We start from the raw sequence: 22,949 nt of genomic DNA on the forward strand, positions 1-22,949 counted from the left end.
GGGGACACTCGGATGACCGGATTCGCGCTCGGAGCGGAGCAAGAGGAGTGGTGCGCGCGGCTGCGGGCGCTGTCGGCGGACCGGCTCCGGCCACTGGCCGAGAAGGGGGAGCCGGGCCGGGTCAACCGGCCGCTGCTGGCCGCGCTCGGCGACGAGGGCCTGCTGGAACGGGTCTTCACCTCCGGGGCGCTCGACCTCTGCCTGCTCCGGGAATCCCTCGCCTACGGCTGCACGGAGGCCGAGACCGCGCTGGCCCTGCAAGGGCTGGGATCGTACGCGGTCCTGCGCGAGGGGAGCCCCGCCCAGCGCGAGCGCTGGCTGCCCGGCGTCCGCTCGGGACGGACCGTGGCGGCCTTCGCGCTGAGCGAGCCGGGGGCGGGCTCCGACGCGGCCGCCCTGGCGCTGGACGCCCGCCGCGACGGCGCCGGCTGGCGGCTCACCGGGGACAAGTGCTGGATCTCCAACGCCCCGGAAGCGGATTTCTACACCGTGTTCGCCCGAACGGGTGAGGCGCCGGGTGCCAAGGGGGTGACGGCCTTCCTCGTCCCGGCGGACCGCCCCGGCCTGAGCGGGGAGCCCCTCGACATGCTCTCCCCGCACCCGATCGGCTCGCTCGCCTTCGACGGCGTGCCGGTCGGCCCCGAGGACCTGCTGGGCGAACCGGGGCGCGGCTTCCGGGTCGCCATGGACACCCTGAACCTCTTCCGGCCGAGCGTCGGCGCCTTCGCGATCGGCATGGCCCGCGCCGCGCTGGACGCCACCCTGGCCCACACGGCGGGCCGCCCCGCCTTCGGCGGGGTGCTCGGCGACCTCCAGGCCGTGGCCCACAGGGTGGCCGAGATGGCCACCCGTACCGAGGCCGCGCGACTCCTGGTCTACGCGGCCGCCGGAGCGTACGACAGCGGCTCCCGGGACGTCCCGCGCCGCGCGGCGATGGCGAAACTCCTCGCCACCGAGACGGCGCAGTACGTGGTGGACCACGCGGTCCAGCTGCACGGCGCGGTCGCCCTGCGCCGGGGCCACCTGCTGGAACACCTGTACCGGGAGGTACGGGCGCCGCGCATCTACGAGGGGGCCAGCGAGGTGCAGCGCACCATCATCGCGAAGGAGCTGTACCGGGGGGTGGCCGCGCGATGAGCCCGGAGCGGATCAATCCGGCGGAGCTCTCCCCGCCGACGGGCTTCTCCCACGCGGTGACCGCCACCGGCGGCCGGCTGGTCTTCCTGGCCGGCCAGACCGCGCTGGACGGCGCCGGCAAGGTCGTGGGGGACACCCTGCCCGAGCAGTTCGAGCGGGCGCTGACCAACCTGTTGGCGGCGCTCGCGGCCGCCGGCGGCGCCCCGGCCGACCTGGCCCGGGTGACCGTCTACGCCGTCGACGTGGCCGCGTACCGGGAACACGCCCGCGAACTCGGCCGGATCTGGCGCGCGTTGGCGGGTCGTGACTTCCCGGCGATGGCGGTGATCGGTGTGGTCCGGCTGTGGGACGAGCAGGCGATGGTCGAACTGGACGGCATCGCCGTCGTCGAGTAGGGCCTGTCTTAGGGGCGCCCCAAGGGGGGCCCGGCCCCGGCCCGCTGGCTTTGACAGTGGGCCGGGGGCGAGGGAGGGTGGAAATGCTCGCTTTGTACCACTTTCCATACTCGGAGGTGCATGGACATGCGCCGTGGGATCGTCGTGGCGGCCATGGCAGGGGCCGCCGGCCTCGCGCTCGGCCTGATGCCCGTCAGTGGCGCCGCCGCAGCGGGTCTTCCGCAGAACTACCGCTGTTCCGATGAATGGCGCGGGAACTGGAACCAGTGCTGCGCCCACTACCGCTACCGCAGCGACGTGCCCAGATGGTGCTGGGACCAGGCGGACGCCTCCGGGTACCGCAACGACTCGTACGGGAACGGCAACCGGAACCACAACTGGAACCGCGACAACTGGAATGACGGCCGCTGGAACAACGACAACGGCAACTGGAACAACGACCGCGGCAACTGGAACCACGACAACGGCAATTGGAACAACGACCGCGGCAATTGGAACGACGACCGCGGAAATTGGAACAACGACCGCGGTAACTGGAACAACGACCGCGGCGGATGGAACAACGGCGGCTGGTGACGCGGCCCGGCAGCCGGCCGGCGGCTGACAGCCGGGGTCAGCGGCTCTCCAGCAGGTTCCCCATCCACTCCTCGATGCCCGCGACCGTGCGCGGCAGGGCGCCCGACAGCAGTCGGGCGCCCGTCGCCGTGATGACCAGGTCGTCCTCGACGCGCACGCCGATGCCCCGCAGTTCCGCCGGGAGCGTCTCGTCGTCCGGCTGCAGGTACAGGCCCGGCTCCACGGTCAGCACCTGGCCCTCCTCCAGCACGCCGTCCAGGTACGTCTGCGCCCGCGCCTGCGCGCAGTCGTGCACGTCCATGCCCAGCATGTGCCCGCTGGCGCACAGCGTGTAGCGGCGGTGCAGATCGCCCTCGGTGTTCTTCAGGACCCCCCACTGCGCGAGGCCCTCCGCCATGACCCGCATCCCGGCCCGGTGGAAGTCCCGGAAGGTCGCGCCCGGGCGCAGCGCGGCGATGCCCGCCTCCTGGGCGGCGAGGACCAGTTCGTAGACCTGCCGCTGGACGGGGGAGAACCGCCCCGACAGCGGCAGGGTGCGGGTGATGTCCGCCGTGTAGAGGGTGTCCGTCTCCACGCCGGCGTCCAGCAGCAGCAGTTCGTTCGGGTCGAGCCGGCCGTCGTTGTGGATCCAGTGCAGCATGCAGGCGTGGGCGCCCGAGGCCGCGATCGTGTTGTAGCCGAGGCCGTTGCCCTCCGCGCGGGCGCGCAGGCCGAAGACGCCCTCGATCCAGCGCTCGCCGCGCGGGTGCGCCAGGGCCTGCGGCAGGGCCCGTACGACGTCCTCGAACCCGGCCGTGGTGTGGTCGACGGCCAGCTGTAGCTGGTCGACCTCCCAGGCCTCCTTCACCAGGCGCAGCTCCGACAGGACGGAGGCCAGCTGCCGGTCCCGGGCGGCGTCGCGGCCCTGCGGTGAGCCCAGGGTGTCCAGGTGGGCGCAGCGCAGGCCGGTCAGGCGCTCGGCCTCGGCCAGGTCGGGGCGGCGCCCCACCCAGAACTCCCCGTAGCGGCGGTCCCGGTAGAACTCCTCGTTCCCGTCGGCGCGCGGCGAGCGCGGCCGCAGGTACAGCACCGCCTCGTGGCCGTGCGGGCCGGAGGGCTCCAGCACCAGGACGTGGCCCGCCTGGTCCTCGCCCGTCAGCCCCGTCAGCCAGGCGTACGCGCTGTGCGGGCGGAAGCGGTGGTCGGCGTCGTTGGAGCGGACCTGGAGCTGCCCGGCGGGGATGATCAGCCGCTCGCCCGGGAAGTGCGCGGAGAGCCGCTCGCGGCGCCCGGGGGTGGCGGCGTGGGCCGGGACCCGGTCGGTGGCGGGCAGCGGCGAGGCCGTCCAGTTGCCCGCCATGTAGCGGGTCAGCTCGGGGGACACGGGCAGGTCGTGGCTGCCCGTGTGCAGGCCGGAGGTGAGGCCTGAAGGGGTGTCGGTCATCGGGGCTCCCTACAAGAAGACACAACTGGTGGGTGCACAGGGCTTGTCAGTGCAATTTCACATTACTATGTTACAGGTCACACCGCGGCACGTTAATCCCCGTCAAACGCCGTGTGACGCAGGGCAGTTCCCCCCTTCCAGGGGCAGTTCACGCACCACTTCCCCCACCTCCCTTCCCAACCAGGAGTTCTTGGTGTCCCAGCACAGAGCTGTGCGCACGTCCCTCCTCTCCGCCGCCGTCGCGGTGACCCTCCTGGCCTCCGCCGGCCAGGCCGTCACCCAGGCCGCCGAGAACGGCGCCCCGGTTCCCGCCACCTTCGCGGCCGCCGCCCCCGCCGCGGGCCCCGCCGCGCCCGTCGGCAACCCGTTCGACGAGGTCGACCGCCTCGGCAGCGCCAAGGAGGCCGTCCCGGCGCCCGCCCCCGCCCCGGGCGGCAAGGCCGTCACCGACGCCAAGGTGCCCGGCGCCGCCACGGCCGCCGCCGCGCCCGCCGAACGGTCCGAGAAGAGCCGCAAAGCGGCCGCCGCCGCCCCCACCGCGCGGAGCGTCGCCGCGGGCGTCCCCTGCACCCTTGACGGGATCACGAACCTTTCCCCCGAGCAGTTCGCCGACTTCCTCGGCGACCAGGCCGTCCTCGCCGACGGCTGTCTGCGCGGGCTGATCTGGACCTGGGACGCGCGCCTCGCGCCCGTCATGTCCGACGCCCACGTCCAGGCCGTCTCCCGCCGGATATCCGCCCTGGCCGCCGCCCACGACGGCCAGGGCTCCTCCCACCTGGAGGAGATGTTCACGTACCTGCACGCCGTCGCCTACCACGACTACTCGCGCGACGAGATCGACGTCACCGACGCCCCCACCGTCGATGCCATGCGCCGCGCCATCGCGGACTTCGGTGACGCCGCCCGCACCTTCGACGCCACCGCCTCCAACGCCCGGACCCTGCGCGAGGCCCTCTACGCCGCCAGCGCGCCCGGCCTGCGCCAGCACCAGCTCGGCCTGATCAAGAAGGTCCTGGCCACCCTGGACGCCTCGCACCCCGCGACCAGCCAGGACGCCGCCTGGGGCGGCGCGGCCCTCGCCGCCCTCTCCGTCAACTACCTCGGCGTCTACCCCGGCAACCAGGACGCCGCCTTCCACGCGGCGGTGGCCGGCGACGCCTCGTACCGCGCCGCCTTCAAGGCCTTCGCGGGCCACACCCACCTCAAGGGCACCACCAATGCCTGGGTGGTCCGCGACGCCCTCGGCGAGTACGGACGCTTCGGCCAGGTCGACGCCCTCAAGGACCAGACCGTCGCCGACCTCGGCGCCCTGCTGGAGCCGGTGAAGTCCGGCTTCGGCAACGGCAGCGAGCCCTGGGCCAAGATCGTCTCCTGGCTCAACTTCTACGAGGCCTGCAAGCCGTACGGGGTGTGCAAGGAGGACATCGAGAAGCAGCTGTTCCCCTACACCTACTCCTACGACAACGGCGCCATCAAGGTCCGCACCGCCCTGGACCAGGCCACCGTCGACCAGCTCTACTACGCGAGCAAGCAGGTCAAGGCCCAGTACCACCGGGTCCTGGGCACCGAGCAGCCGCTCGCCGGGGACCCCAACACCACCCTCAACATCGTCCTGTACGCCTCCCGCGCCGACTACGAGAACTACCACCCGATCCTGACCGGCTACGGCACCAACAACGGCGGCATCTACATCGAGAACGGCGCCACCTTCTACACCTACCAGCGCCGCGTCCCGCAGGACTCCTCCCTCACCCTCGAAGAGCTCTTCCGCCACGAGTACACCCACTACCTCAACGGCCGTTACGCCGTCCCCGGCTTCTTCGGCGAGGGCCCCTGGTACGAGGGCGACCGCACCACCGCCATGGACGAGGGCACCGCCGAGTTCTTCGACGGATCCACCCGCGACAACGGCATCGCCGTCCGCAAGTCCCTGGTCCGGGGCATCATCTCGGACACCTCCGGCGGCGGCCCCCGCATGACGGTCGAGCAGCTGCTGAACGCCACCTACGACGGGGACGGGTTCCGCTTCTACAACTACGCGGGCACCTTCTTCGAGTTCCTGTGGACCGAGAAGCCCTCCCTGCTGCGCGAGATGTACGGCTACCTGCGCGCGAACGACGTCGCCGGGTACGACGCCTGGCGCCACCGCACCGGCGCGGACAGCTACCTCCAGCGCGACTACAACCGCTTCCTGGACGCCCAGATCGCCAAGGTGGACCAGCTCTACGTGCCGAACACCACGTTCACGCCCGACGCGCGGCTGCGCGACTCCGCGCTCGCCTCGGTGAAGTCGAGCTTCGCGGCGGCCACGTACAACACCCCGGACTGCGTGGAGAACGGCTCGGCCGGCAAGCGCCGGTTCGTCTGTACGGGCCGGATCACCGCGAACCTGAAGAACTGGCGCAGCGACGACCAGAACTTCAAGGACATGTCCGAGACGGTCGACTACTTCCTCCTCGACCGGGCGGGCGCGGCCTCCAACAACCTGGCCGACATGAACTGTTCCTTCGGCCCGGTGGAGATCTGGGACACCAAGAAGGCGGGGACGTCGAGTTACAGCTGCGACGGTCCGCTGCGCGGCTGATCCGGTGACCGGGCCGGCCCCGCCCACCCCCGGTCGGATCCGGCGGGGCGGGGCCGTCCCGGCGGGGTACGCGGCCGGCCCGGGTGGTCCTGGGCACCGACTAAAGAATGTGACATATTACTGCCGTGCCCAAGAGACACTCCCAGGACGTCGTGATCATCGGCGCCGGCGTCGTCGGCGCCGCGTGCGCCTACTACGCCGGCCGCGCCGGACTCACCGTGGCCGTCGTGGACCGCGGCCCCGTCGCGGGCGGAACCACCGGCGCGGGGGAGGGGAACCTGCTCGTCTCCGACAAGGGGGCGGGAGCGGAACTCGACCTCGCGCTGTGGTCGGCGGGGCTGTGGCGGGAACTCGCCGCCGTGCTCCCGGACCGCATCGAGTACGAGGCCAAGGGCGGCCTCGTCGTCGCCCCGGACGAGACCACCCTCAAGGCGCTGCGGACCTTCGCCGACGGCCAGCGCGCCGCCGGGGTCCACGCCGTCGAGGTCGGGGCCGGGGAACTGCGCGAGCTGGAACCGCACCTGGCCCCGGGGCCGGCCGGCGGCTTCCACTACCCGCAGGACTCCCAGGTGCAGCCGGCCCAGGCCGCGGCGCGACTGCTGGCCGCGTCGGGCGCCGAGGTGTACCTGGGGGAGGAGGTGACGGGCCTCCTGCTGGAGCGCGGGGCGGTACGGGGCGTGCGGACCGGGCGGCGGGAACTGCGGGCCCCCGCCGTGGTCAACGCCGCCGGCACCTGGGGCGGGCGGATCGCCGAACTCGCCGGGGTGGACCTGCCGGTGCTGCCGCGACGGGGGTTCGTCCTGGTCACCGAGCCGCTGCCGCGGGTGGTGCGGCACAAGGTGTACGCCGCCGACTACATCGCGGACGTGGCCAGCGGGTCCGCCGCGCTGCAGTCCTCGGCGGTGGTCGAGGGCACGCCCTCCGGCCCGGTGCTGATCGGGGCCACCCGGGAGCGGGTCGGCTTCGACCGGAGCCTGTCGGTGGAGGCGCTGCGGCGGCTCGCGGCGCAGGCGGCCGCGCTGTTCCCGGTGCTGGCCGACGTCCGGGTGCTGCGGGCGTACCACGGGTTCCGGCCGTACCTGCCGGACCACCTTCCGGCGATCGGGGCCGACCCGCGGGTGCCGGGGCTGCTGCACGCGTGCGGGCACGAGGGCGCCGGCATCGGGCTGGCGCCGGCGACGGGGCTGCTGATCGCCGCCGCCCTCACCTGCGCCGAAGCCCCGCTGGACCCGCACCCGTTCCGCCCGGACCGCTTCGGCCCGGACCGCTCCGGCACGGCGGCCACACGATGACGAAGGAGAACGGCAGATGAGCCAGAGTCCGGGTACCCGGTCGCCCCGGGCCCTCGTGGGCGGGGCGCCCGCGGCCACGTACACGATGCGCTTCGACGGGCGGGAGCTGTCCGCGCAGGCGGGGCAGAGCATCGCCGCCGTGCTGTGGGGCGCCGGGATCCTCGCCTGGCGGACCACCCGCGAGACCGGCGCCCCGCGCGGCGCGTTCTGCGGGATCGGCAGCTGCTACGACTGCCTCGTCACCGTCAACGGGCGTCCCAACCAGCGCGCCTGCCTGGTGCCCGCCCGGCCCGGGGACACCGTCACCACCCAGGAGGGAACCGGCCGTGCCGACCTCGCCGTCTGACCGCGCAGCGGATCCCGTGGACCCCGTGCATCCCGTGCATCCCGTGGATCCCGTGGACCTCGCCGTCGTCGGAGCCGGCCCCGCCGGGCTCGCCGCCGCCGTCACCGCCGCCGGCCTCGGGCTGCGCGTCACCGTCCTCGACGCCGGGGAGCGCCCCGGCGGCCAGTACTACCGCCACCCGGCGCCCGGCCTCGGCGCCGCCCGGCCGGACGCCCTGCACCACGGCTGGGCCGCCTTCGCCTCCCGCGAAGCCGCCCTGCGCGCCCACGAGTCGGCCGGCCGGATCACGTACCTGCCCTCGCACCACGTCTGGACCGTGGTCCCGGACGGCGGGCGCTGGACCCTGCACGCCGTCGCCGGCCCCGAGGAGCGCGCCGCCGCCGTCCGCGCCCGGGCCGTCCTGCTCGCCACCGGCGCCCACGAGCGCCAGCTCCCCTTCCCCGGCTGGACCCTGCCCGGGGTGGTCGGGGCCGGCGGCGCCCAGGCCATGCTCAAGAGCGGTCTCGTCCTGCCGGGCCGGCGGGTGGTCGTCGCCGGGAGCGGGCCGCTGCTGCTCGCCGTCGCCGGATCCCTCGCGGCCGCCGGGGCGCGGGTGCCCGCCGTCGTCGAAGCCGCCTCGTACACCGGGTACGCCGGGCGGGCCCCCGCCCTGCTCCGCAACCCCGGCAAGATCGGCGAAGCCGCCACGTACGGCGGCGCGCTGCTGCGCCACCGCGTCCGGCTGCTCACCCGGCACGCCGTGACCGAGGCGCACGGCACCGGCCGGGTCGAGGCCGTGACGGTCGCCCGCCTCGACCGCGACTGGCGTCCGCTGCCCGGCACCGCCCGCCGGATCCCCTGCGACGCGCTCGCCGTCGGCCACGGGCTCGTGCCCCAGCTGGAGCTGGCCACCGGGCTCGGCTGCGCGACCGTGCGCGCCGCCGACGGCACGATCGCCCTGGAACTGGACGCCCGGCAGCGGACCTCCGTGCCCGGCGTCTGGTCCGCCGGGGAGACCGGCGGCATCGGCGGGGCCGAACTGGCGCTGGCCGAGGGGGAGCTCGCCGCCCGCGCGATCGCCGGGGCGGCCGCCCCGGCCGCGCTGGTCCGCCGCCGTGCCCGGCTGCGCGCCTTCGCCGCCGCGATGGGCGCCGCGCACCGCCCCGGGGACGGCTGGACGGGCTGGCTCCGGGACGACACCGAGGTGTGCCGTTGCGAGGAGGTACCTGCCGGGTGCGTCCGCGAGGCGGTCGAAGACCTGGGCGCGGGGGACGTCCGTACCGTCAAACTGCTCACCCGCGCCGGCATGGGCTGGTGCCAGGGCCGGACGTGCGGCCCGGCCGTCGCCGCCCTCGCGGGCGAGGGCGCTTCCTCCTCGGGCGGCGCGGCGCCGGACCGGCGGCCGCTGTCCTGTCCGGTCCCGCTGCGCCACCTCGCCGAACTTCCGGCCACGGACGGCTGATCCGGCTCCTCCGGACCCTTGTGGCCGACTCACACCCCCAAGTAAAATGTCACACATCACTCTAGGGAGCTCTCTCATGACGCACGCGCCCACCCCCGCGCCCACCCGCACCCGCCCCTGGCACGGCATCATGGTCGCCACCACGTTGCCGCTGCGCGAGGACCTCAGCGTCGACCACGACGCGTACGCCGAACACGTCGCCTGGCTGATCGCCAGCGGCTGCGACGGCGTCGTCCCCAACGGCTCCCTCGGCGAGTACCAGACCCTCACCGACGCGGAACGCGCCCAGGTCGTCCGCACCGCCGTCGAGGCGGCCGGCGACGGCGCCCGCGTCATGCCCGGAGTCGCCGCCTACGGCAGCGCCGAGGCCCGCCGCTGGGCCGAGCAGGCCGCCGAGGCCGGCGCCGGCTCCGTCCTGCTGCTGCCCCCCAACGCCTTCCGCGCCGACGCGGCCGCCGTCCGCGCCCACTACGCCGAGGTCGCCGCGGCGGGGCTGCCCGTCGTCGCGTACAACAACCCCATCGACACCAAGGTGGACCTGACCCCGCCGCTCCTCGCCCGCCTCCACGGCGACGGCAGCATCGTCGCCGTCAAGGAGTTCAGCGGGGACGTCCGCCGCGCGTACGAGATCGCCGAACTCGCCCCGGGCCTCGACCTGCTCATCGGCGCCGACGACGTCCTCCTCGAACTCGCCCTCGCCGGAGCCGTCGGCTGGATCGCCGGCTATCCCAACGCGCTCCCGAACGCCTGCGCCACCCTCTACCGGGCCGCCGTCGCGGGAGACCTCGACACCGCGCTGCCGCTCTACAAGTCCCTGCACTCGCTGCTGCGCTGGGACTCCAAGATCGAGTTCGTCCAGGCCATCAAGCTCTCCATGGACCTGGCCGGGCGCCCCGGCGGCGCCACCCGCCCGCCGCGCTTCCCGCTCACCGGCGAGACCGAGGCGGCCGTCCGCGGCGCCACCGAGAAGGCCCTCGCCGAGGGCCTCAACTAGTCGCGAGGGAACCGGAATGCGTACCCGCCACATCTACCACGCGGTCGACTCCCACACCGAGGGCATGCCGACCCGCGTGATCACCGGGGGAGTCGGGGTGGTCCCCGGCGCCACCATGGCCGACAAGCGGCTCCACTTCATCGAGCACATGGACCAGGTACGGACCCTGCTCATGTACGAACCGCGCGGGCACGCCGCGATGAGCGGCGCGATCCTGCAACCCTCAACCCGGCCCGACGCCGACTTCGGCGTGCTCTACATCGAGGTGTCGGGCCTGCTGCCGATGTGCGGCCACGGAACCATCGGGGTCGCCACCGTCCTCGTCGAGACCGGCATGGTGCCCGTCGTCGAACCGGTCACCACCGTCCGCCTCGACACCCCCGCCGGACTGGTCAGCGTGGACGTCCGGGTCGAGGACGGCGCGGCCACCGCCGTCACCCTCACCAACGTCCCGTCCTTCTGCGTCGGGCTGGACCTGAAGGTCGAAGTGCCCGGTTTCGGCACGGTCACCTACGACCTCGCCTACGGCGGCAACTTCTACGCCTTCGTCGAACTCGACGCCCTCGGGCTGCCCTTCGACCGGGCCCGCAAGGACGACCTGATCGCCGCCGGGCTCGCGGTCATGGAGGCCGTCAATGCCTCCGGCGACCGGCCCGTCCACCCCGAGGACCCCTCCATCGCCGGGGTCAAGCACGTCTACCTCGCCGCCCCCGGCTCCGACGCCCGCCGCTCCCGGCACGCCATGGCCATCCACCCCGGCTGGTTCGACCGCTCGCCCTGCGGTACGGGGACCAGCGCGCGGATGGCCCAGCTGCACGCCCGCGGCCTGCTGGAAACCGGCGCCGACTTCGTCAACGAGTCCTTCATCGGAACCGAGTTCACCGGCCGGCTCATCGCCGAGACCACCGTCGGCGGGCTCCCCGCCGTCGTCCCCACCGTCACCGGACGGGCCTGGATCACCGGCACCGCCCAGTACTTCCTCGACCCGGCCGACCCCTTCCCCGGGGGGTTCCTGCTGTGAGCGCCGTCCGTGCCGTCCGCGCCACCGACTACCACACCGCGGGCGAGCCCTTCCGGATCGTCTGCGAAGGACTCCCCCCGGCCCCGGGGGACACCGTCGCCGAGCGCTGCGCCACCGCCATCGGCCCCGGCGGCTCCGGGACCGCTCCGCGCCCGGGCGCGCTGGACGACGTACGACGGCTCCTGGTGCGGGAGCCGCGCGGGCACGCCGGGATGTACGGGGGGTTCGTGGTGCCCCCGGACGACGACGGGGCCCACTTCGGCGTGCTGTTCTGGCACAAGGACGGTTACTCCACCGCCTGCGGGCACGGCACCATGGCCCTCGGCGTCTGGGCGGTGGACACCGGCCGGGTCGCCGCCCCCGACGACGGGGACGCCCTGGTGCGGATCGACGTACCGTCCGGGCGGGTCACCGCCACCGTGCACCGCGGCCGGGGCCGCACCACCGGGGTCACCTTCCGGAACGTCCCGGCCCGGGTGGGCGCCCGCCAGGTGCCCGTCGCCACCTCCCTCGGCATCACCGAGGTGGACATCGCGCACGCCGGGGCCTGTTACGCCGTCGCCTCCGCGCGGGACCTCGGCCTGGAGGTCACCCGGGCCGCGCTGCCCTCGCTGGTACGGGCCGGGCGGGAGATCCGCGCCGCCCTGGCCACCCACCCCGCGACCTGGCACCCCGGCGGACCGCTGCTCTCCGGGGTCTACGGGGTGGTCCTGTACGAGGAGCTGCCCGACACTCCGTTCGGGCCGCACCAGCGCAACGTCACCGTCTTCGCCGACGGGCAGGTCGACCGCTCGCCCTGCGGCTCCGGGACCTCGGCGCGGCTCGCGCTGCTGGCCGAGGACGGCCGGCTGGCGCCGGGCGAGGACCTGCTGCACGAATCGGTCGTCGGGACCGTCTTCACCGGCCGGGTGGTTCCCGGGGACCCGGCCGGTGACGGCGGCCTGGTCACGGAGGTCACCGGCACCGCGTACCGCACCGGCGAGCACGTCTTCGAGACCGATCCGCACGACGCCCTCGGCACCGGGTTCCTGCTGTGATCCCGCAGCTGACCGCCGAGGAGATGGCCGGGCTCCTCACCCCGGCCGCCGCGGCCGACGCGCTGGCCGACGCCCTGCGCGCCGGAGTGGACCCGGAAGACTGCCCGTCGCGCACCGCCCTGGAGGTACCCGGCGGGCAGCTGCTGCTGATGCCGGCCGCGACGGGGGCGTACGCCGGGGTGAAGATCGCCGGGGTGGCGCCGGGGAACGCGCGGCGGGGGCTGCCCCGCATCACCGGCTCGTACCTGCTCCTGGACGGCCCCACCCTGCGCCCGCTGGCCCTCCTCGACGGGGCGGCGCTGACGACGCTGCGCACCCCGGCGGTCTCCGCGCTCGCGCTGCGCCACCTGGCGCCGGCCGGGCCGCCGCCGCGCCTGGTGCTGTTCGGGTCGGGGCCGCAGGCGTACGGCCACCTCGAAGCGGTCGCGGCGCTGCGGGAGCCGGCCTCGGTCGTGGTGGTGGCGCGCGAGGCCCGGGGCGCGGACCGACTCGCCGCCCACGCACGGGAGATGGGCTTCGAGGCCCGGACCGGGACCGCCGCGGACGTGGCGGGCGCCGATCTGGTCGTCTGCTGCACCACGGCGCGCGAGCCGCTCTTCGACGGGCGCTTCGTCGGCCCGGGCGCGACCGTCGTCGCCGTCGGCTCGCACGAGCCCGACGCGCGGGAGACGGACACGGCGCTGGTGCGGCGGGCGGCGGTGTACGTGGAGTCCCGGGCGGCGGCGCTGCGGGAGGCGGGGGACCTGCTGGTGCCGGAGGCGGAGGGGGCCATCGGGCCCGGTCATATCAGCGGCACCCTTGCTGACCTGGTCGCCGGCCGGCTGCCGGTGGGCGGGCCGCCGAATTGTCCACAGCTCTTCAAGAGCGTGGGCATGGCCTGGGAGGATCTCGCTGTGGCGGTCGCGCTGTTCCGGGCCGCCGGCGGAGCCAACAGCGAAACGTGACATTGTACGCTGTGCCTCTGCTCGTCGGTGGTGTGCGGTGTCGGAGGAAAAGCAATGGGTGACCTGAAGCAGCACAGTCTCATCAAGGCCCAGGAACGGCTCCGCGACCAGGTCGGCCATGCCCTTCGAGCAGCCCTGATAGCGGGCGAACTCCGCCCGGGGAACGTCTACTCGGCACCGGGCCTGGCCGCCGAACTCGGCGTCTCGGCCACGCCCGTGCGCGAGGCCATGCTCGACCTCGCCCGCGAGGGCCTGGTGGAACCGGTCCGCAACAAGGGCTTCCGGATCACCGAGGTCAGCGAGCGCGACCTGGACCAGTACACCGAACTGCGCACGATGATCGAGGTCCCGACCATCGGCCGGATCACGAAGATCGCCAAGCCGGAGCAGCTGGAGGCCCTGCGCCCCATCGCCGAGGAGATCGTCACCAGCGCGCGCGAGCACAACCTCATCGGCTACCTGGAGGCGGACCGTCGCTTCCACCTGACGCTGCTCGCCCTCGCGGGCAACGACCGGCTCGTCGAAACCGTCGGTGACCTGCGCAAGCGGTCCCGGCTGTACGGACTGACCGGGCTGGACGAGGCGGGCAAGCTCGTCTCCTCCGCGGAGGAACACGTCGAGCTGCTGGACCTGATGCTGAGCGGCGACGCGGAGGCGGCCGAGGCGTGCATGACGCGCCACCTCGGCCACGTCCGCTCGCTCTGGGCCCAGGGCCGCGACGAACCGGTCGGCCGCCCGGCGGCCCGCCTGGGCGGCGCGGCCAAGAACTGAGGTCCGGCGCGGGCCCGCAGGCGCGCACGGAACACCTCGGCGCAGGCGCGCACGGGACACTTCGGCGCGCCCGCACGGGACACCGAGGAGCGGCCGGGCACTTCGTGCCCGGCCGCTCTACGGATCCGGTGTCATGGGGAGGGCGGCTCGGCTACTTGCAGAACCGCTGCGCGGCCAGCTCGGACCCGGCCTTGAAGCCCTTCTCGAAGTTGGGGTCGACCGCGGCCAGGTTGTTCTTGTTCTGGTTCAGCTTCTTGCAGTCCGCCTTGACGAGCGCGAAGCCCTGGGAGAAGCCTTCCTTGAACTGCGCCTTGGCGTCCTTCTGCTCGGCCGCCTTGGCGGAGCCGCAGGCGATCTCGCCCGTGCCGCTCTGCGTCGCGCTGTAATCCGCGTCTTCCAGGTTGGCCACGGCGAAGTTGCCGGTGGGCGTGACGCTGGCCGTGAAGGTCTTGCCCGTCGAGCCCTCCAGCAGCACCTTGGTGCTCGCCCGGAAGCCGGTGCCGCTCACGGTGACCTTGCCGGTGCCGTTCGTCGACGCCTTGGTGCTGCAACTCGCTTTGGTCGGCGCCGCGCTCTGCGCGGCGTGTGCGGAGGACACGGCGAAACCCAGCGTGCCGACGGCGAGCGAAGAGGCGATGAGGGGGGTGAACAGGGCGACGCGAATGCGTGTGTTCATCGTTCGTTCCTCCCTTTCGGGAGCGCGGAGGAGTCGTTCTTGAGGTCGCCACCCCGAGCAGGGACGCGGCCGGGCGGTGGTGGTGAGCCACGCCTGCCCTCTGGGGCCACCGCTCACAACCGGTGCCCGAGGGCCGCAACTCCTCCCATTTTCCCGCCGTTGTCCGAGGCTGTCGACCGGGGGTGGGATCGGCTGCCGCGCGGGGGCCGGATCGGACACGGCTGGGTAACGGCGGTACCGACCCCTTGTCAGTGCAATTTCACATTACTATGTTACCGGTCACACACCATAAAGCGCGGCCCTTCACTGGAGTGACCCATGACCAAGCGCACCCAACTCGCCCTCGCCACAAGCCTGGTGGTGGCTCTCGCACTCGGTGCCTCCGGCTGCTCCGACACCAAGAAGGGCCCCGCCCCGGGCAAGGGCGGCGGCGCGAGCAACCCCGCCGCCGCCAACGACGGCAAGATCCTCGGCGGCACCCCCGTCAAGGGCGGCACCCTGACCGTCCTGTCCAACCAGGACTTCTCCCACCTCGACCCCGCCCGCAACTGGACGATGCCGACGATGGACTTCGGCACCCGCCTCCTCTACCGCACCCTCGTCACCTTCAAGGCCGAGCCCGGCAAGGCCGGCAGCGAGCTGGTGCCCGACCTCGCCACCGACCTCGGCACCCCCTCCAACGGCGGCAGGACCTGGACCTTCACCCTCAAGGAGGGCGTGAAGTACGAGGACGGCTCGCCCGTCAAGTCCCAGGACGTCAAGTACAACGTCGAGCGCTCCTTCGCCCCCGACCTCACCGGCGGCCCGGACTACGCCGCCCAGTACCTGGCCGGCGCCGACGGCTACAAGGGCCCCCTCCAGGGCAAGCACCTCGACTCCGTGAAGACCCCGGACGACCGCACGATCGTCTTCGAACTGAGGCGCCCCGTCGCCGAGTTCTCCGCCACCGCCACCCTCCCCACCTTCGCGCCCGTCCCCGAGGCCAAGGAGAAGGGCACCCAGTACGACGCCCGCCCGTTCTCCTCCGGCCCGTACAAGATCGAGACGTACGACCGCGACAAGAAGCTCGTCCTGGTCCGCAACGAACACTGGGACGCCGCCACCGACCCCGTCCGCAAGGCCTACCCCGACAGGTTCGTCGTCGTCATGGGTCTCAAGGGCGGCCAGATCGACGACCGGATCATCGCCGGCGACGGAGCCGACGCCTCCGCCGTCCAGTACGCCGACATGCGCCCCGAGAGCGCCCCCAAGGTGCTGCCGAAGCCGGAGGTCAAGGCGCGCCTGCTCGCCGAGTCCCAGGGCTGCACCGAGATGCTCCACCTGAACAACTCCCGCGCCCCCTTCGACGACCCCAAGGTCCGCGAGGCCATGCAGTACGCCGTCGACAAGGAAGCCGTGATCACCGCGGGCGGCGGCCCGGCCCTCAACGAGATCGCCACCGCCTACCTGCCCCCGGCCCTCACCGGCGGCAAGCAGGCCGACACCCTGAAGATCGCGCCCTCCGGCGACCCGGCCAAGGCCAAGGAACTCCTGAAAGCCGCCGGCAAGGAGAAGCTGAAGGTCTCCCTCGCCGTCTCCACCGGTGACAAGGGCAAGGCCGAGGCCATCCAGCAGGGCCTGTCCCGGGCCGGCGTCGAGGTCGTCATCGACACCGTCGACCCGGGCGCGTACTACGACGTCATCGGCGACCTGTCCACCACCCCCGACATGACGCTGACCGGCTGGTGTCCCGACTACCCCTCCGGCTCCACCTGGATCCCCTTCGTCTTCGACGGACGCACCGTCAAGGACAAGGGCAACCAGGGCAACTACAGCCAGTTCCGCGACGACGCGACCATGAAGCGGATCGACGAGATCAACGCCATGGACGACGCGCGGCAGGCCGGCCAGGCCTGGACCGACCTCGACGCCGAGATCATGAAGAAGTCCCCCTCCGTCCCGGTCCTGCTGGAGCGCAAGCCGCTGCTCGTCGGCCCCAACATCGCGGGCGCCTTCGGCCACCCCGTGTGGACCGGGACCATCGACTACGGCACGGTCGGCCTCAAGGACCCCGCGAAGAGCCAGGGCTGAGGCGGCCGGAACCCCCGAGACCATGACCACCACCGCACCCGCCGCCGCCCAGGACGGCAGCGCGGCGGCAGCCACCGGCAGCAGCCCCTGGCAGCTCGCCCGGCGGGAACTGCGCCGCCGCCCCGCCGTCCGCGTCAGCCTCTGCGTCGTCGTCCTCCTCGTCCTGACGGCCGTCACGGCCCCCTGGCTGGGGGCGCTCGGCGGCTGGTCGCCCGAGGAGTTCGACAAGAGCGCCGTCGACCCCTACCTCGGCGGCCAGCCCCTCGGCTCCTTCGGCGGGATCGGCCCCGAGCACTGGCTCGGCGTCGAACCCGTGACCGGCCGCGACCTGTTCGCCCGCGTCGTGAACGGCGCCCAGGTCTCCCTCCTCATCGCCTTCGCCGCCACCGCCATCGTCGTCATCACGGGCACCGCCGCCGGGATCGCCGCCGGCTACTTCGGCGGCCGCACCGACGCCGCCTTGTCCCGGCTGATGGACCTGACCATGTCCTTCCCCTCGCTGATCTTCATGATCGCGATGCTGTCGGTGGCCAAGGACGTCAACCGGATCGTGCTCATGACCGCCGTCATCGGCGTCTTCGGCTGGCCCGGCGTCGCCCGCGTCGTCCGCGGCCAGACCCTCTCCCTCAGACACCGCGAGTACGTCGACGCCGCCCGCGTCGGCGGTTCGAGCTCCTGGCGGATCCTCACCCGCGACGTCCTCCCCGGCGTCTGCGGCCCCGTCATCGCCTACACCACCCTGCTGATCCCCGGCATGATCAGCACCGAGGCCGCGCTCAGCTACCTCGGCGTCGGCGTCCGCCCGCCCACCCCGTCCTGGGGCCAGATGATCGCCGAGTCCGTGGCCTACTACGAGACCGACCCCATGTACTTCCTCATCCCGAGCGTCTTCCTCTTCCTCTCCGTCCTCGCCTTCACCCTCCTCGGCGACGCCCTGCGCGACATCCTCGACCCGAGGGGCGGCCGTACGTGATCCTCTACCTCGCCCGCCGCCTGCTCGCCCTCGCCGGCGTGCTCCTGGCCATCGCCGCCGTCACCTTCCTCATCTTCTACGTCCTGCCCTCCGACCCGGCGGCCGCCGCCTGCGGCAAGACCTGCAGCGCCGAACGGCTGGCCGACGTACGCGAGTACCTCGGCCTCGACCAGCCGCTGTGGCGCCAGTTCGCCGACTTCCTCACCGGCATCTTCACCGGCCGCACCCTGGGCAGCGGCCAGTACGCCGTCCAGTGCGACTTCCCGTGCCTGGGCTACTCGTACGAGAACTCCCTGCCCGTCTGGGACCTGCTGATGGACCGCCTCCCGGTCTCCGCCTCCCTCGCCGTCGGCGCCGCCGTCCTCTGGCTGGTCCTCGGCCTCGGCGCCGGGGTCACCGCCGCCCTGCGCAAGGACACCCTCACCGACAAGGCCCTGATGGTCGGCGCCGTCGCCGCCGCCTCCCTGCCCGTCTACTTCACCTCCGTGATGCTCATCTACGGGGTCATCCGGATCGCGGGGCTCCTGCCCTACCCCACCTACCAGGCCTTCAGCGGCGACCCGCTCGGCTGGGCCACCAACCTGCTGCTGCCCTGGACCGCGCTCGCCCTGCTCTACGCCGCCATGTACGCCCGCCAGAGCCGGGGTTCGATGATCGAGGCGATGGCCGAGCCGTACATCCGCACCGCCCGGGCCAAGGGCATGCCCGAGCGCGTCGTCGTCGTCAAACACGGGCTGCGCTCCGGGATGACCCCGATCCTCACCATCTTCGGCATGGACCTCGGCGGACTGCTCGCCGGCGCCGTCATCACCGAGTCCATCTTCGGACTCCCCGGCATCGGGCGGCTGTTCTACGGGGCGCTGGTCAGCTCCGACCAGCCGGTCGTCCTCGGGGTCACCCTGCTCGCCGCGTTCTTCATCGTCGTCGCCAACCTCGCCGTCGACCTCCTGTACGCCGTCATCGACCCGAGGGTGAGGTACTGATGGCCGCTCTCCCCGAGCCCCCACTGCTCCAGGTACGCGATCTGCGGGTCACGTTCACCACCCCGCGCGGTTCCGTACGGGCCGTCGACTCACTGGGGTTCACCGTCGAGGCCGGGCGCACCCTCGGCATCGTCGGGGAATCCGGATCCGGCAAGTCCGTCACCTCGCTCGCCGTCATGGGCCTGCACCGGGGCGCCGAGATCGGCGGCTCCATCGCCCTGGCCGGGCGGGAGCTGACCGGCCTGACCGAGAGGGAGCTCAGCCGGCTGCGCGGCCGGAAGATGGCCATGATCTTCCAGGACCCGCTGAGCAGCCTGCACCCCTACTACACGGTCGGCGAGCAGATCGCCGAGCACGTCCGGGTCCACTTCGGGGCCCGCCGGGCCGCCGCGCGCAGACGGGCCGTCGACATGCTCGGCGAGGTCGGCATCCCGGAGCCGGCCCGCCGGGCCGGGGAGTACCCGCACCAGTTCTCCGGCGGCATGCGCCAGCGCGTCATGATCGCCATGGCGCTGGTCTGCGAGCCCGACCTGCTGATCGCCGACGAGCCCACCACGGCCCTCGACGTCACCGTGCAGGCGCAGATCCTGGAGCTGATCGCGCGCCTCCAGCAGGAGCGCGGCCTCGGCGTCGTGATGATCACCCACGATCTGGGGGTGGTCGCCCGCGTCGCCCACGACGTCCTGGTCATGTACGGCGGGCGGGCCGCCGAACAGGCCGGGGTCGACGAGCTGTTCGCCGGCCCCGCCCACCCCTACAGCCGGGGCCTGCTCGACTCGCTGCCCCGGCTCGACGACGCCGACGACGAACCCCTGCGGGCCATCCCCGGCTCCCCGCCGTCCCTGCTGGCGCCGGCCCCGGGGTGCGCGTTCGCCCCCCGCTGCCACGTCGCTGCCGCCGCCACCCCACAACAGCGGCGCCGCTGCGCCACCGACCGTCCCGAGCCACGGCCGTACGGCGCGGCCCGGCGCTCCGCCGCATGCCATTTCGCGGGGGCCGGCACCGCGGCGACCGCCCAGACCGCCCCGGAGGTGTCCCCATGACCGTAGAGACCGGCCCGCCGGACACCCGCGCACGGCCGGACCGGGCCGGGACGGACCCGGCCGAGCCACTGCTGCGGGTACGGGACCTCACCATGACCTTCGCCGGCAGGCGATCGGCTCCCGTGCGCGCCGTCGACGGGGTCTCCTTCGACCTGGCGGCCGGCGAGACCCTCGGCCTCGTCGGGGAGTCGGGCTGCGGGAAGTCCACCACCGGCCGGATGCTGGTGCGGCTCCTGGAACCCACCTCGGGCAGCGTCCGCTTCGACGGCCGGGACATCAGCCGGCTCTCCCCGCGCGCCCTGCGGCCGCTGCGCCGGCACATCCAGATGGTGTTCCAGGACCCGCACTCCTCCCTCAACCCCCGCCAGACGGTGGCCCGGATCATCTCCGACCCGCTGCTCGTGCAGGGCGCGAGCGCCGTGGACGCCCGCCGCCGGGCCGCCGAGCTGATGGAGCTCGTCGGGCTGATCCCCGAGCACATCGACCGCTACCCGCACGAGTTCTCCGGCGGCCAGGCGCAGCGCATCGGCATCGCCCGCTCGCTCGCCACCGGCCCCCGGCTGATCGTCGCGGACGAGCCGGTCTCCGCCCTCGACGTCTCCGTCCAGGCGCAGATCGTCAACCTGATGCAGCGGCTGCGCGCCGAACTGGGCCTGGCCTACGTGTTCATCGCGCACGACCTGTCCGTCGTCAGACGGGTCAGCGACCGGGTCGCCGTCATGTACCTCGGCCGGATCGTCGAGATCGGCGACAAGAAGTCGCTGTACGAGAACCCCCAGCACCCGTACACCCGGGCGCTGCTGTCCGCCATACCGCTGCCGGATCCGGTGGCGGAGCGGCGGCGCGAGCGGATCGTGCTGCTCGGCGACCCTTCCCCAAGCTCTCAACTTCGTTCGAGCAGGGGAGGCCCCAATCGCCCGGCCGCCCCGCCCTCGGGCTGTACCTTCCACCCGAGGTGCGCGAAGGCGCAGGCCATCTGCCGCACGGAGCGTCCACTGCTCCAGGTCACCGCCTCACGCGAGGTGGCATGTCACTTCCCCGGTGACTGACGGGGATCCAGGGGAAGAAAGAGGAGGACCCCGGGGCCGACACGATCGGCCCCGGGGTCCTTCGCGCCGTCCGGCCGGGCGCCGGCCAGGCTCCGGCCGGGTGTCGGTCAGGCGCCGGCTAGGCGAGTTCCCGGCGGAAGAACTCCAGTTCCAGGGCCATCAGCTTCTCCCGCGTCCCGCCCGGGGTCATGTGCGTGACGCCGGGCAGGGCCAGCAGCTGGTGCGGGCGGCCCGCGTCCGTCAGGGCCTGCGACAGGCGCAGGGTGTGCGAGGGGTGGACGTTGTCGTCGGCCAGGCCGGTGACCAGCAGCAGCGGCCGGGTCAGGGCGGGCGCGTCCGGGAGCAGGGAGTCCCGCTCGTAGACCTCGGGGTGGTCCTGCGGCAGGCCCAGGTACCGCTCGGTGTACGCCGTGTCGTACTGCCGGAAGTCGGTCGGCGCGGCCCCGGCGGCCGCGGCGTGGAAGACGTCCGGGCGGCGCAGCACCGCGAGGGCGGACAGGTAGCCGCCGTAGGACCAGCCGCGGATGCCGACCCGCCCGAGGTCCAGGTCCGGGTGGCGTTCGCCGAGCGCGCGCAGGGCCGCGACCTGGTCCTCCAGGGTGACCTCGGAGAACCCGCGGTACATGGCGTGGGTGAAGGCGGGAGAGACGTACGGGGTGCCGCGGTTGTCGATGGTGACCACCGCGAAGCCCTGGTCGGCCCACCACTGGCGGGCCTGCCAGCGGCGCGGCTCGGCGCTGACGTCCTGCATGCCGGGGCCGCCGTAGCTGTCCATGAGCACCGGCAGCCGCTGCCCGGGCACATGGCCTCGGGGCAGGACGAGCGCGGTCGGGATGCCGTGCTCGGTGACGCGCTGCAGCACCGGGACCACCCGGTAGGGCAGCGGCTCGCTCAGGTCCGCCGGGCTGAACTCCCGCCCGTCGGCGGTGCGTACGGTGCGCCGGATCCCGTCGGCGTCGGCCGAGGTCAGCAGCAGCACCCCGGCGGAGGCGGAGACGGAGTGCACCCCGGGCCCGTCCGCGACCGGGGCCGGCTTCCCCGAGTCCGGGTCCAGCAGGAGCACCTGCTGCTCGGCGGGGTCGCGCTGCCCGGCCTCGACGAGCAGGGCGCCCTGGTGGATCCCGGCGACGCGGCGGATCTGGATGCCGTCCCCGGTGAGCGGCTCCCCGTCCACGGCGAGGGCGCGGGCGGCCCCGCCGGGAGCGTCGGCGGCGGTCAGCATCCGGCCGTCGGGGAGCCGGGCCGGGGTGCCGGGCAGCGGGTCCACCCACTGGGGGTGCGTGGTGCGGGACAGCTCCCGGGTGCGCCCGGTGGCCGGGTCGGCGCTGAGCAGCGTGACGTTCCGCTGGAGCCGGTCCGCCACCGTCAGCAGGATCTCCCCGGCCGATTCCCAGCCCGCGTCGCAGACGTACGGGTGGGTCGCGGCGTCCCAGTCGAGCCGGATCCGCCGCTCGCCGGGTCCGAGCACCCACAGCTGGACCTCGGCGTTCGGGCCGCCGGCCTCGGGGTAGGCGAAGTCCTCGGGCGGCAGCTCAGGGTGCGCCGGATCGGCGAAGTGGCGCCGCTGGAGGGCGGATTCGTCGACCCGGGCGGCCAGCAGTGCGGTCCCGTCGGGGGACCACCAGTGCCCCCGGGAGCGGCCCAGCTCCTCGGCGGCGGCGAACTCGGCGACGCCCCAGCGGGCCCCGTCGTCGGGGCTGACCCGGCCGCCCGGCGCGGTGTGCAGCGCGTCGCCGGTGACGTAGGCGACGCGGCCGCCGTCGGCGTCGGGCCGGGGGTCGAAGACGGGCCCGGCGGCGGGGACCTCCCGGGGTTCCCCGGCGGGCCGCCCGCTCCCGTCGCAGGTGACCGCGTACATCCGCCCGTAGAGCGGGAAGACGGCGGTGCGGCCGTCGCCGGAGAGCGCGTACGAGCCGATGCCCTCGGCGACGAGCCGGATCCGCTCGCGCAGCCGCCGCTCGGCGACGGGCGGCTCGCCGGGTTCGGGGCACAGTTCGCGGGGGTCGGCAAGCCGGATCTCGGTGCCGGTGGCGGTGTCGAGGACCCAGAGGCCGTCGAACGCGTCGGTGGGTCCGGTGGAGCGGAGGAACCAGAGCAGCCTGCCGTCGTCCCCGAAGGAGAACGCGCGCGGCGCGCCGTACGTGAAGCGGGCGGTGCTCGCGGAGAGCCTGAGGAAGTCATCCATGATACGCAG

20 protein-coding genes are annotated in these 22,949 nt (G+C 73.5%); 17 read left to right on the plus strand and 3 right to left on the minus strand.

Annotation, left to right across the window (positions count from 1 at the left end; genetic code table 11):
• Nucleotides 1-12 precede the first annotated feature (12 nt).
• The 3 genes from EES41_RS27415 to EES41_RS27425 all read left to right on the plus strand — a co-directional run bounded on the left by EES41_RS27415 (nt 13) and on the right by EES41_RS27425 (nt 2,108).
• Nucleotides 13-1,137 (plus strand): acyl-CoA dehydrogenase family protein, encoded by a 1,125-nt coding sequence (locus EES41_RS27415; protein ID WP_123080729.1) that lies wholly within the window; start codon nt 13-15, stop codon nt 1,135-1,137.
• Entirely contained in the window at nt 1,134-1,532 is a 399-nt protein-coding gene (locus EES41_RS27420) for a RidA family protein (RefSeq protein WP_123080730.1), read from the plus strand. Before EES41_RS27415 ends, EES41_RS27420 begins: the two co-directional genes overlap by 4 nt.
• A gap of 120 nt (nt 1,533-1,652) precedes the next feature.
• Nucleotides 1,653-2,108, plus strand: coding sequence for a hypothetical protein (locus EES41_RS27425; RefSeq protein ID WP_123080731.1), 456 nt, complete (start codon nt 1,653-1,655; stop codon nt 2,106-2,108).
• A gap of 37 nt (nt 2,109-2,145) precedes the next feature.
• Here EES41_RS27425 and EES41_RS27430 read toward each other — a convergent pair whose 3' ends face one another.
• Complete coding sequence (locus EES41_RS27430; RefSeq protein ID WP_123080732.1) at nt 2,146-3,531, minus strand: aminopeptidase P family protein; 1,386 nt, start codon at nt 3,529-3,531, stop codon at nt 2,146-2,148.
• 193 nt (nt 3,532-3,724) lie between these two features.
• On the opposite strand from EES41_RS27430, the gene EES41_RS27435 reads away from it, so the two are divergent.
• From EES41_RS27435 to EES41_RS27475, 9 genes are all read left to right on the plus strand, one after another.
• Nucleotides 3,725-6,115: a collagenase gene (locus tag EES41_RS27435; RefSeq protein WP_123080733.1), complete on the plus strand. Its 2,391-nt coding sequence runs from the start codon at nt 3,725-3,727 to the stop codon at nt 6,113-6,115.
• A 125-nt stretch (nt 6,116-6,240) separates the two neighbouring features.
• Nucleotides 6,241-7,407, plus strand: a complete 1,167-nt coding sequence (locus EES41_RS27440; RefSeq protein ID WP_123080734.1) for an FAD-binding oxidoreductase — start codon at nt 6,241-6,243, stop codon at nt 7,405-7,407.
• A 16-nt stretch (nt 7,408-7,423) separates the two neighbouring features.
• Entirely contained in the window at nt 7,424-7,753 is a 330-nt protein-coding gene (locus tag EES41_RS27445; protein ID WP_123080735.1) for a (2Fe-2S)-binding protein, read from the plus strand.
• Nucleotides 7,754-7,796: 43 nt separating this feature from the next.
• The gene (locus EES41_RS27450) at nt 7,797-9,194 is read left to right on the plus strand and encodes an NAD(P)/FAD-dependent oxidoreductase (RefSeq protein ID WP_123082723.1); all 1,398 of its coding nucleotides are present in this window, start codon (nt 7,797-7,799) and stop codon (nt 9,192-9,194) included.
• 76 nt (nt 9,195-9,270) lie between these two features.
• Nucleotides 9,271-10,188, plus strand: coding sequence for a dihydrodipicolinate synthase family protein (locus EES41_RS27455; RefSeq protein WP_123080736.1), 918 nt, complete (start codon nt 9,271-9,273; stop codon nt 10,186-10,188).
• 16 nt (nt 10,189-10,204) lie between these two features.
• Complete coding sequence (locus tag EES41_RS27460; protein WP_123080737.1) at nt 10,205-11,209, plus strand: proline racemase family protein; 1,005 nt, start codon at nt 10,205-10,207, stop codon at nt 11,207-11,209.
• Entirely contained in the window at nt 11,206-12,246 is a 1,041-nt protein-coding gene (locus EES41_RS27465; protein WP_254211580.1) for a proline racemase family protein, read from the plus strand. Before EES41_RS27460 ends, EES41_RS27465 begins: the two co-directional genes overlap by 4 nt.
• Nucleotides 12,243-13,190 (plus strand): ornithine cyclodeaminase family protein, encoded by a 948-nt coding sequence (locus EES41_RS27470; RefSeq protein ID WP_367995786.1) that lies wholly within the window; start codon nt 12,243-12,245, stop codon nt 13,188-13,190. Before EES41_RS27465 ends, EES41_RS27470 begins: the two co-directional genes overlap by 4 nt.
• Nucleotides 13,191-13,244: 54 nt before the next feature.
• Nucleotides 13,245-13,961 carry a GntR family transcriptional regulator gene (locus EES41_RS27475; protein ID WP_037798293.1) on the plus strand — a complete coding sequence of 239 codons (717 nt, stop codon included), beginning with the start codon at nt 13,245-13,247 and terminating at the stop codon, nt 13,959-13,961.
• 151 nt (nt 13,962-14,112) lie between these two features.
• On the opposite strand, the gene EES41_RS27480 is transcribed toward EES41_RS27475, so the two are convergent.
• Nucleotides 14,113-14,637: a hypothetical protein gene (locus EES41_RS27480; protein ID WP_123080738.1), complete on the minus strand. Its 525-nt coding sequence runs from the start codon at nt 14,635-14,637 to the stop codon at nt 14,113-14,115.
• A 318-nt stretch (nt 14,638-14,955) separates the two neighbouring features.
• On the opposite strand from EES41_RS27480, the gene EES41_RS27485 reads away from it, so the two are divergent.
• The 5 genes from EES41_RS27485 (at nt 14,956) to EES41_RS27505 (ending at nt 20,755) form a co-directional block, all read left to right on the plus strand.
• Entirely contained in the window at nt 14,956-16,707 is a 1,752-nt protein-coding gene (locus tag EES41_RS27485) for an ABC transporter substrate-binding protein (protein WP_123080739.1), read from the plus strand.
• A gap of 22 nt (nt 16,708-16,729) precedes the next feature.
• The gene (locus tag EES41_RS27490; RefSeq protein ID WP_123080740.1) at nt 16,730-17,680 is read left to right on the plus strand and encodes an ABC transporter permease; all 951 of its coding nucleotides are present in this window, start codon (nt 16,730-16,732) and stop codon (nt 17,678-17,680) included.
• Nucleotides 17,677-18,663: an ABC transporter permease gene (locus tag EES41_RS27495; RefSeq protein WP_073796557.1), complete on the plus strand. Its 987-nt coding sequence runs from the start codon at nt 17,677-17,679 to the stop codon at nt 18,661-18,663. Before EES41_RS27490 ends, EES41_RS27495 begins: the two co-directional genes overlap by 4 nt.
• The gene (locus EES41_RS27500; RefSeq protein ID WP_123080741.1) at nt 18,663-19,706 is read left to right on the plus strand and encodes an ABC transporter ATP-binding protein; all 1,044 of its coding nucleotides are present in this window, start codon (nt 18,663-18,665) and stop codon (nt 19,704-19,706) included. Before EES41_RS27495 ends, EES41_RS27500 begins: the two co-directional genes overlap by 1 nt.
• Before the next feature lie 92 nt (nt 19,707-19,798).
• On the plus strand, nt 19,799-20,755 hold the full coding sequence (locus tag EES41_RS27505; RefSeq protein ID WP_254211796.1) for an ABC transporter ATP-binding protein: 957 nt from the start codon (nt 19,799-19,801) through the stop codon (nt 20,753-20,755).
• Nucleotides 20,756-20,873: 118 nt separating this feature from the next.
• Here EES41_RS27505 and EES41_RS27510 read toward each other — a convergent pair whose 3' ends face one another.
• The gene (locus EES41_RS27510; protein WP_123080743.1) at nt 20,874-22,940 is read right to left on the minus strand and encodes a prolyl oligopeptidase family serine peptidase; all 2,067 of its coding nucleotides are present in this window, start codon (nt 22,938-22,940) and stop codon (nt 20,874-20,876) included.
• Nucleotides 22,941-22,949: the final 9 nt, after the last annotated feature.

It is taken from the genome of Streptomyces sp. ADI95-16 (assembly GCF_003721495.1).
Lineage (GTDB): Bacteria > Actinomycetota > Actinomycetes > Streptomycetales > Streptomycetaceae > Streptomyces > Streptomyces goshikiensis.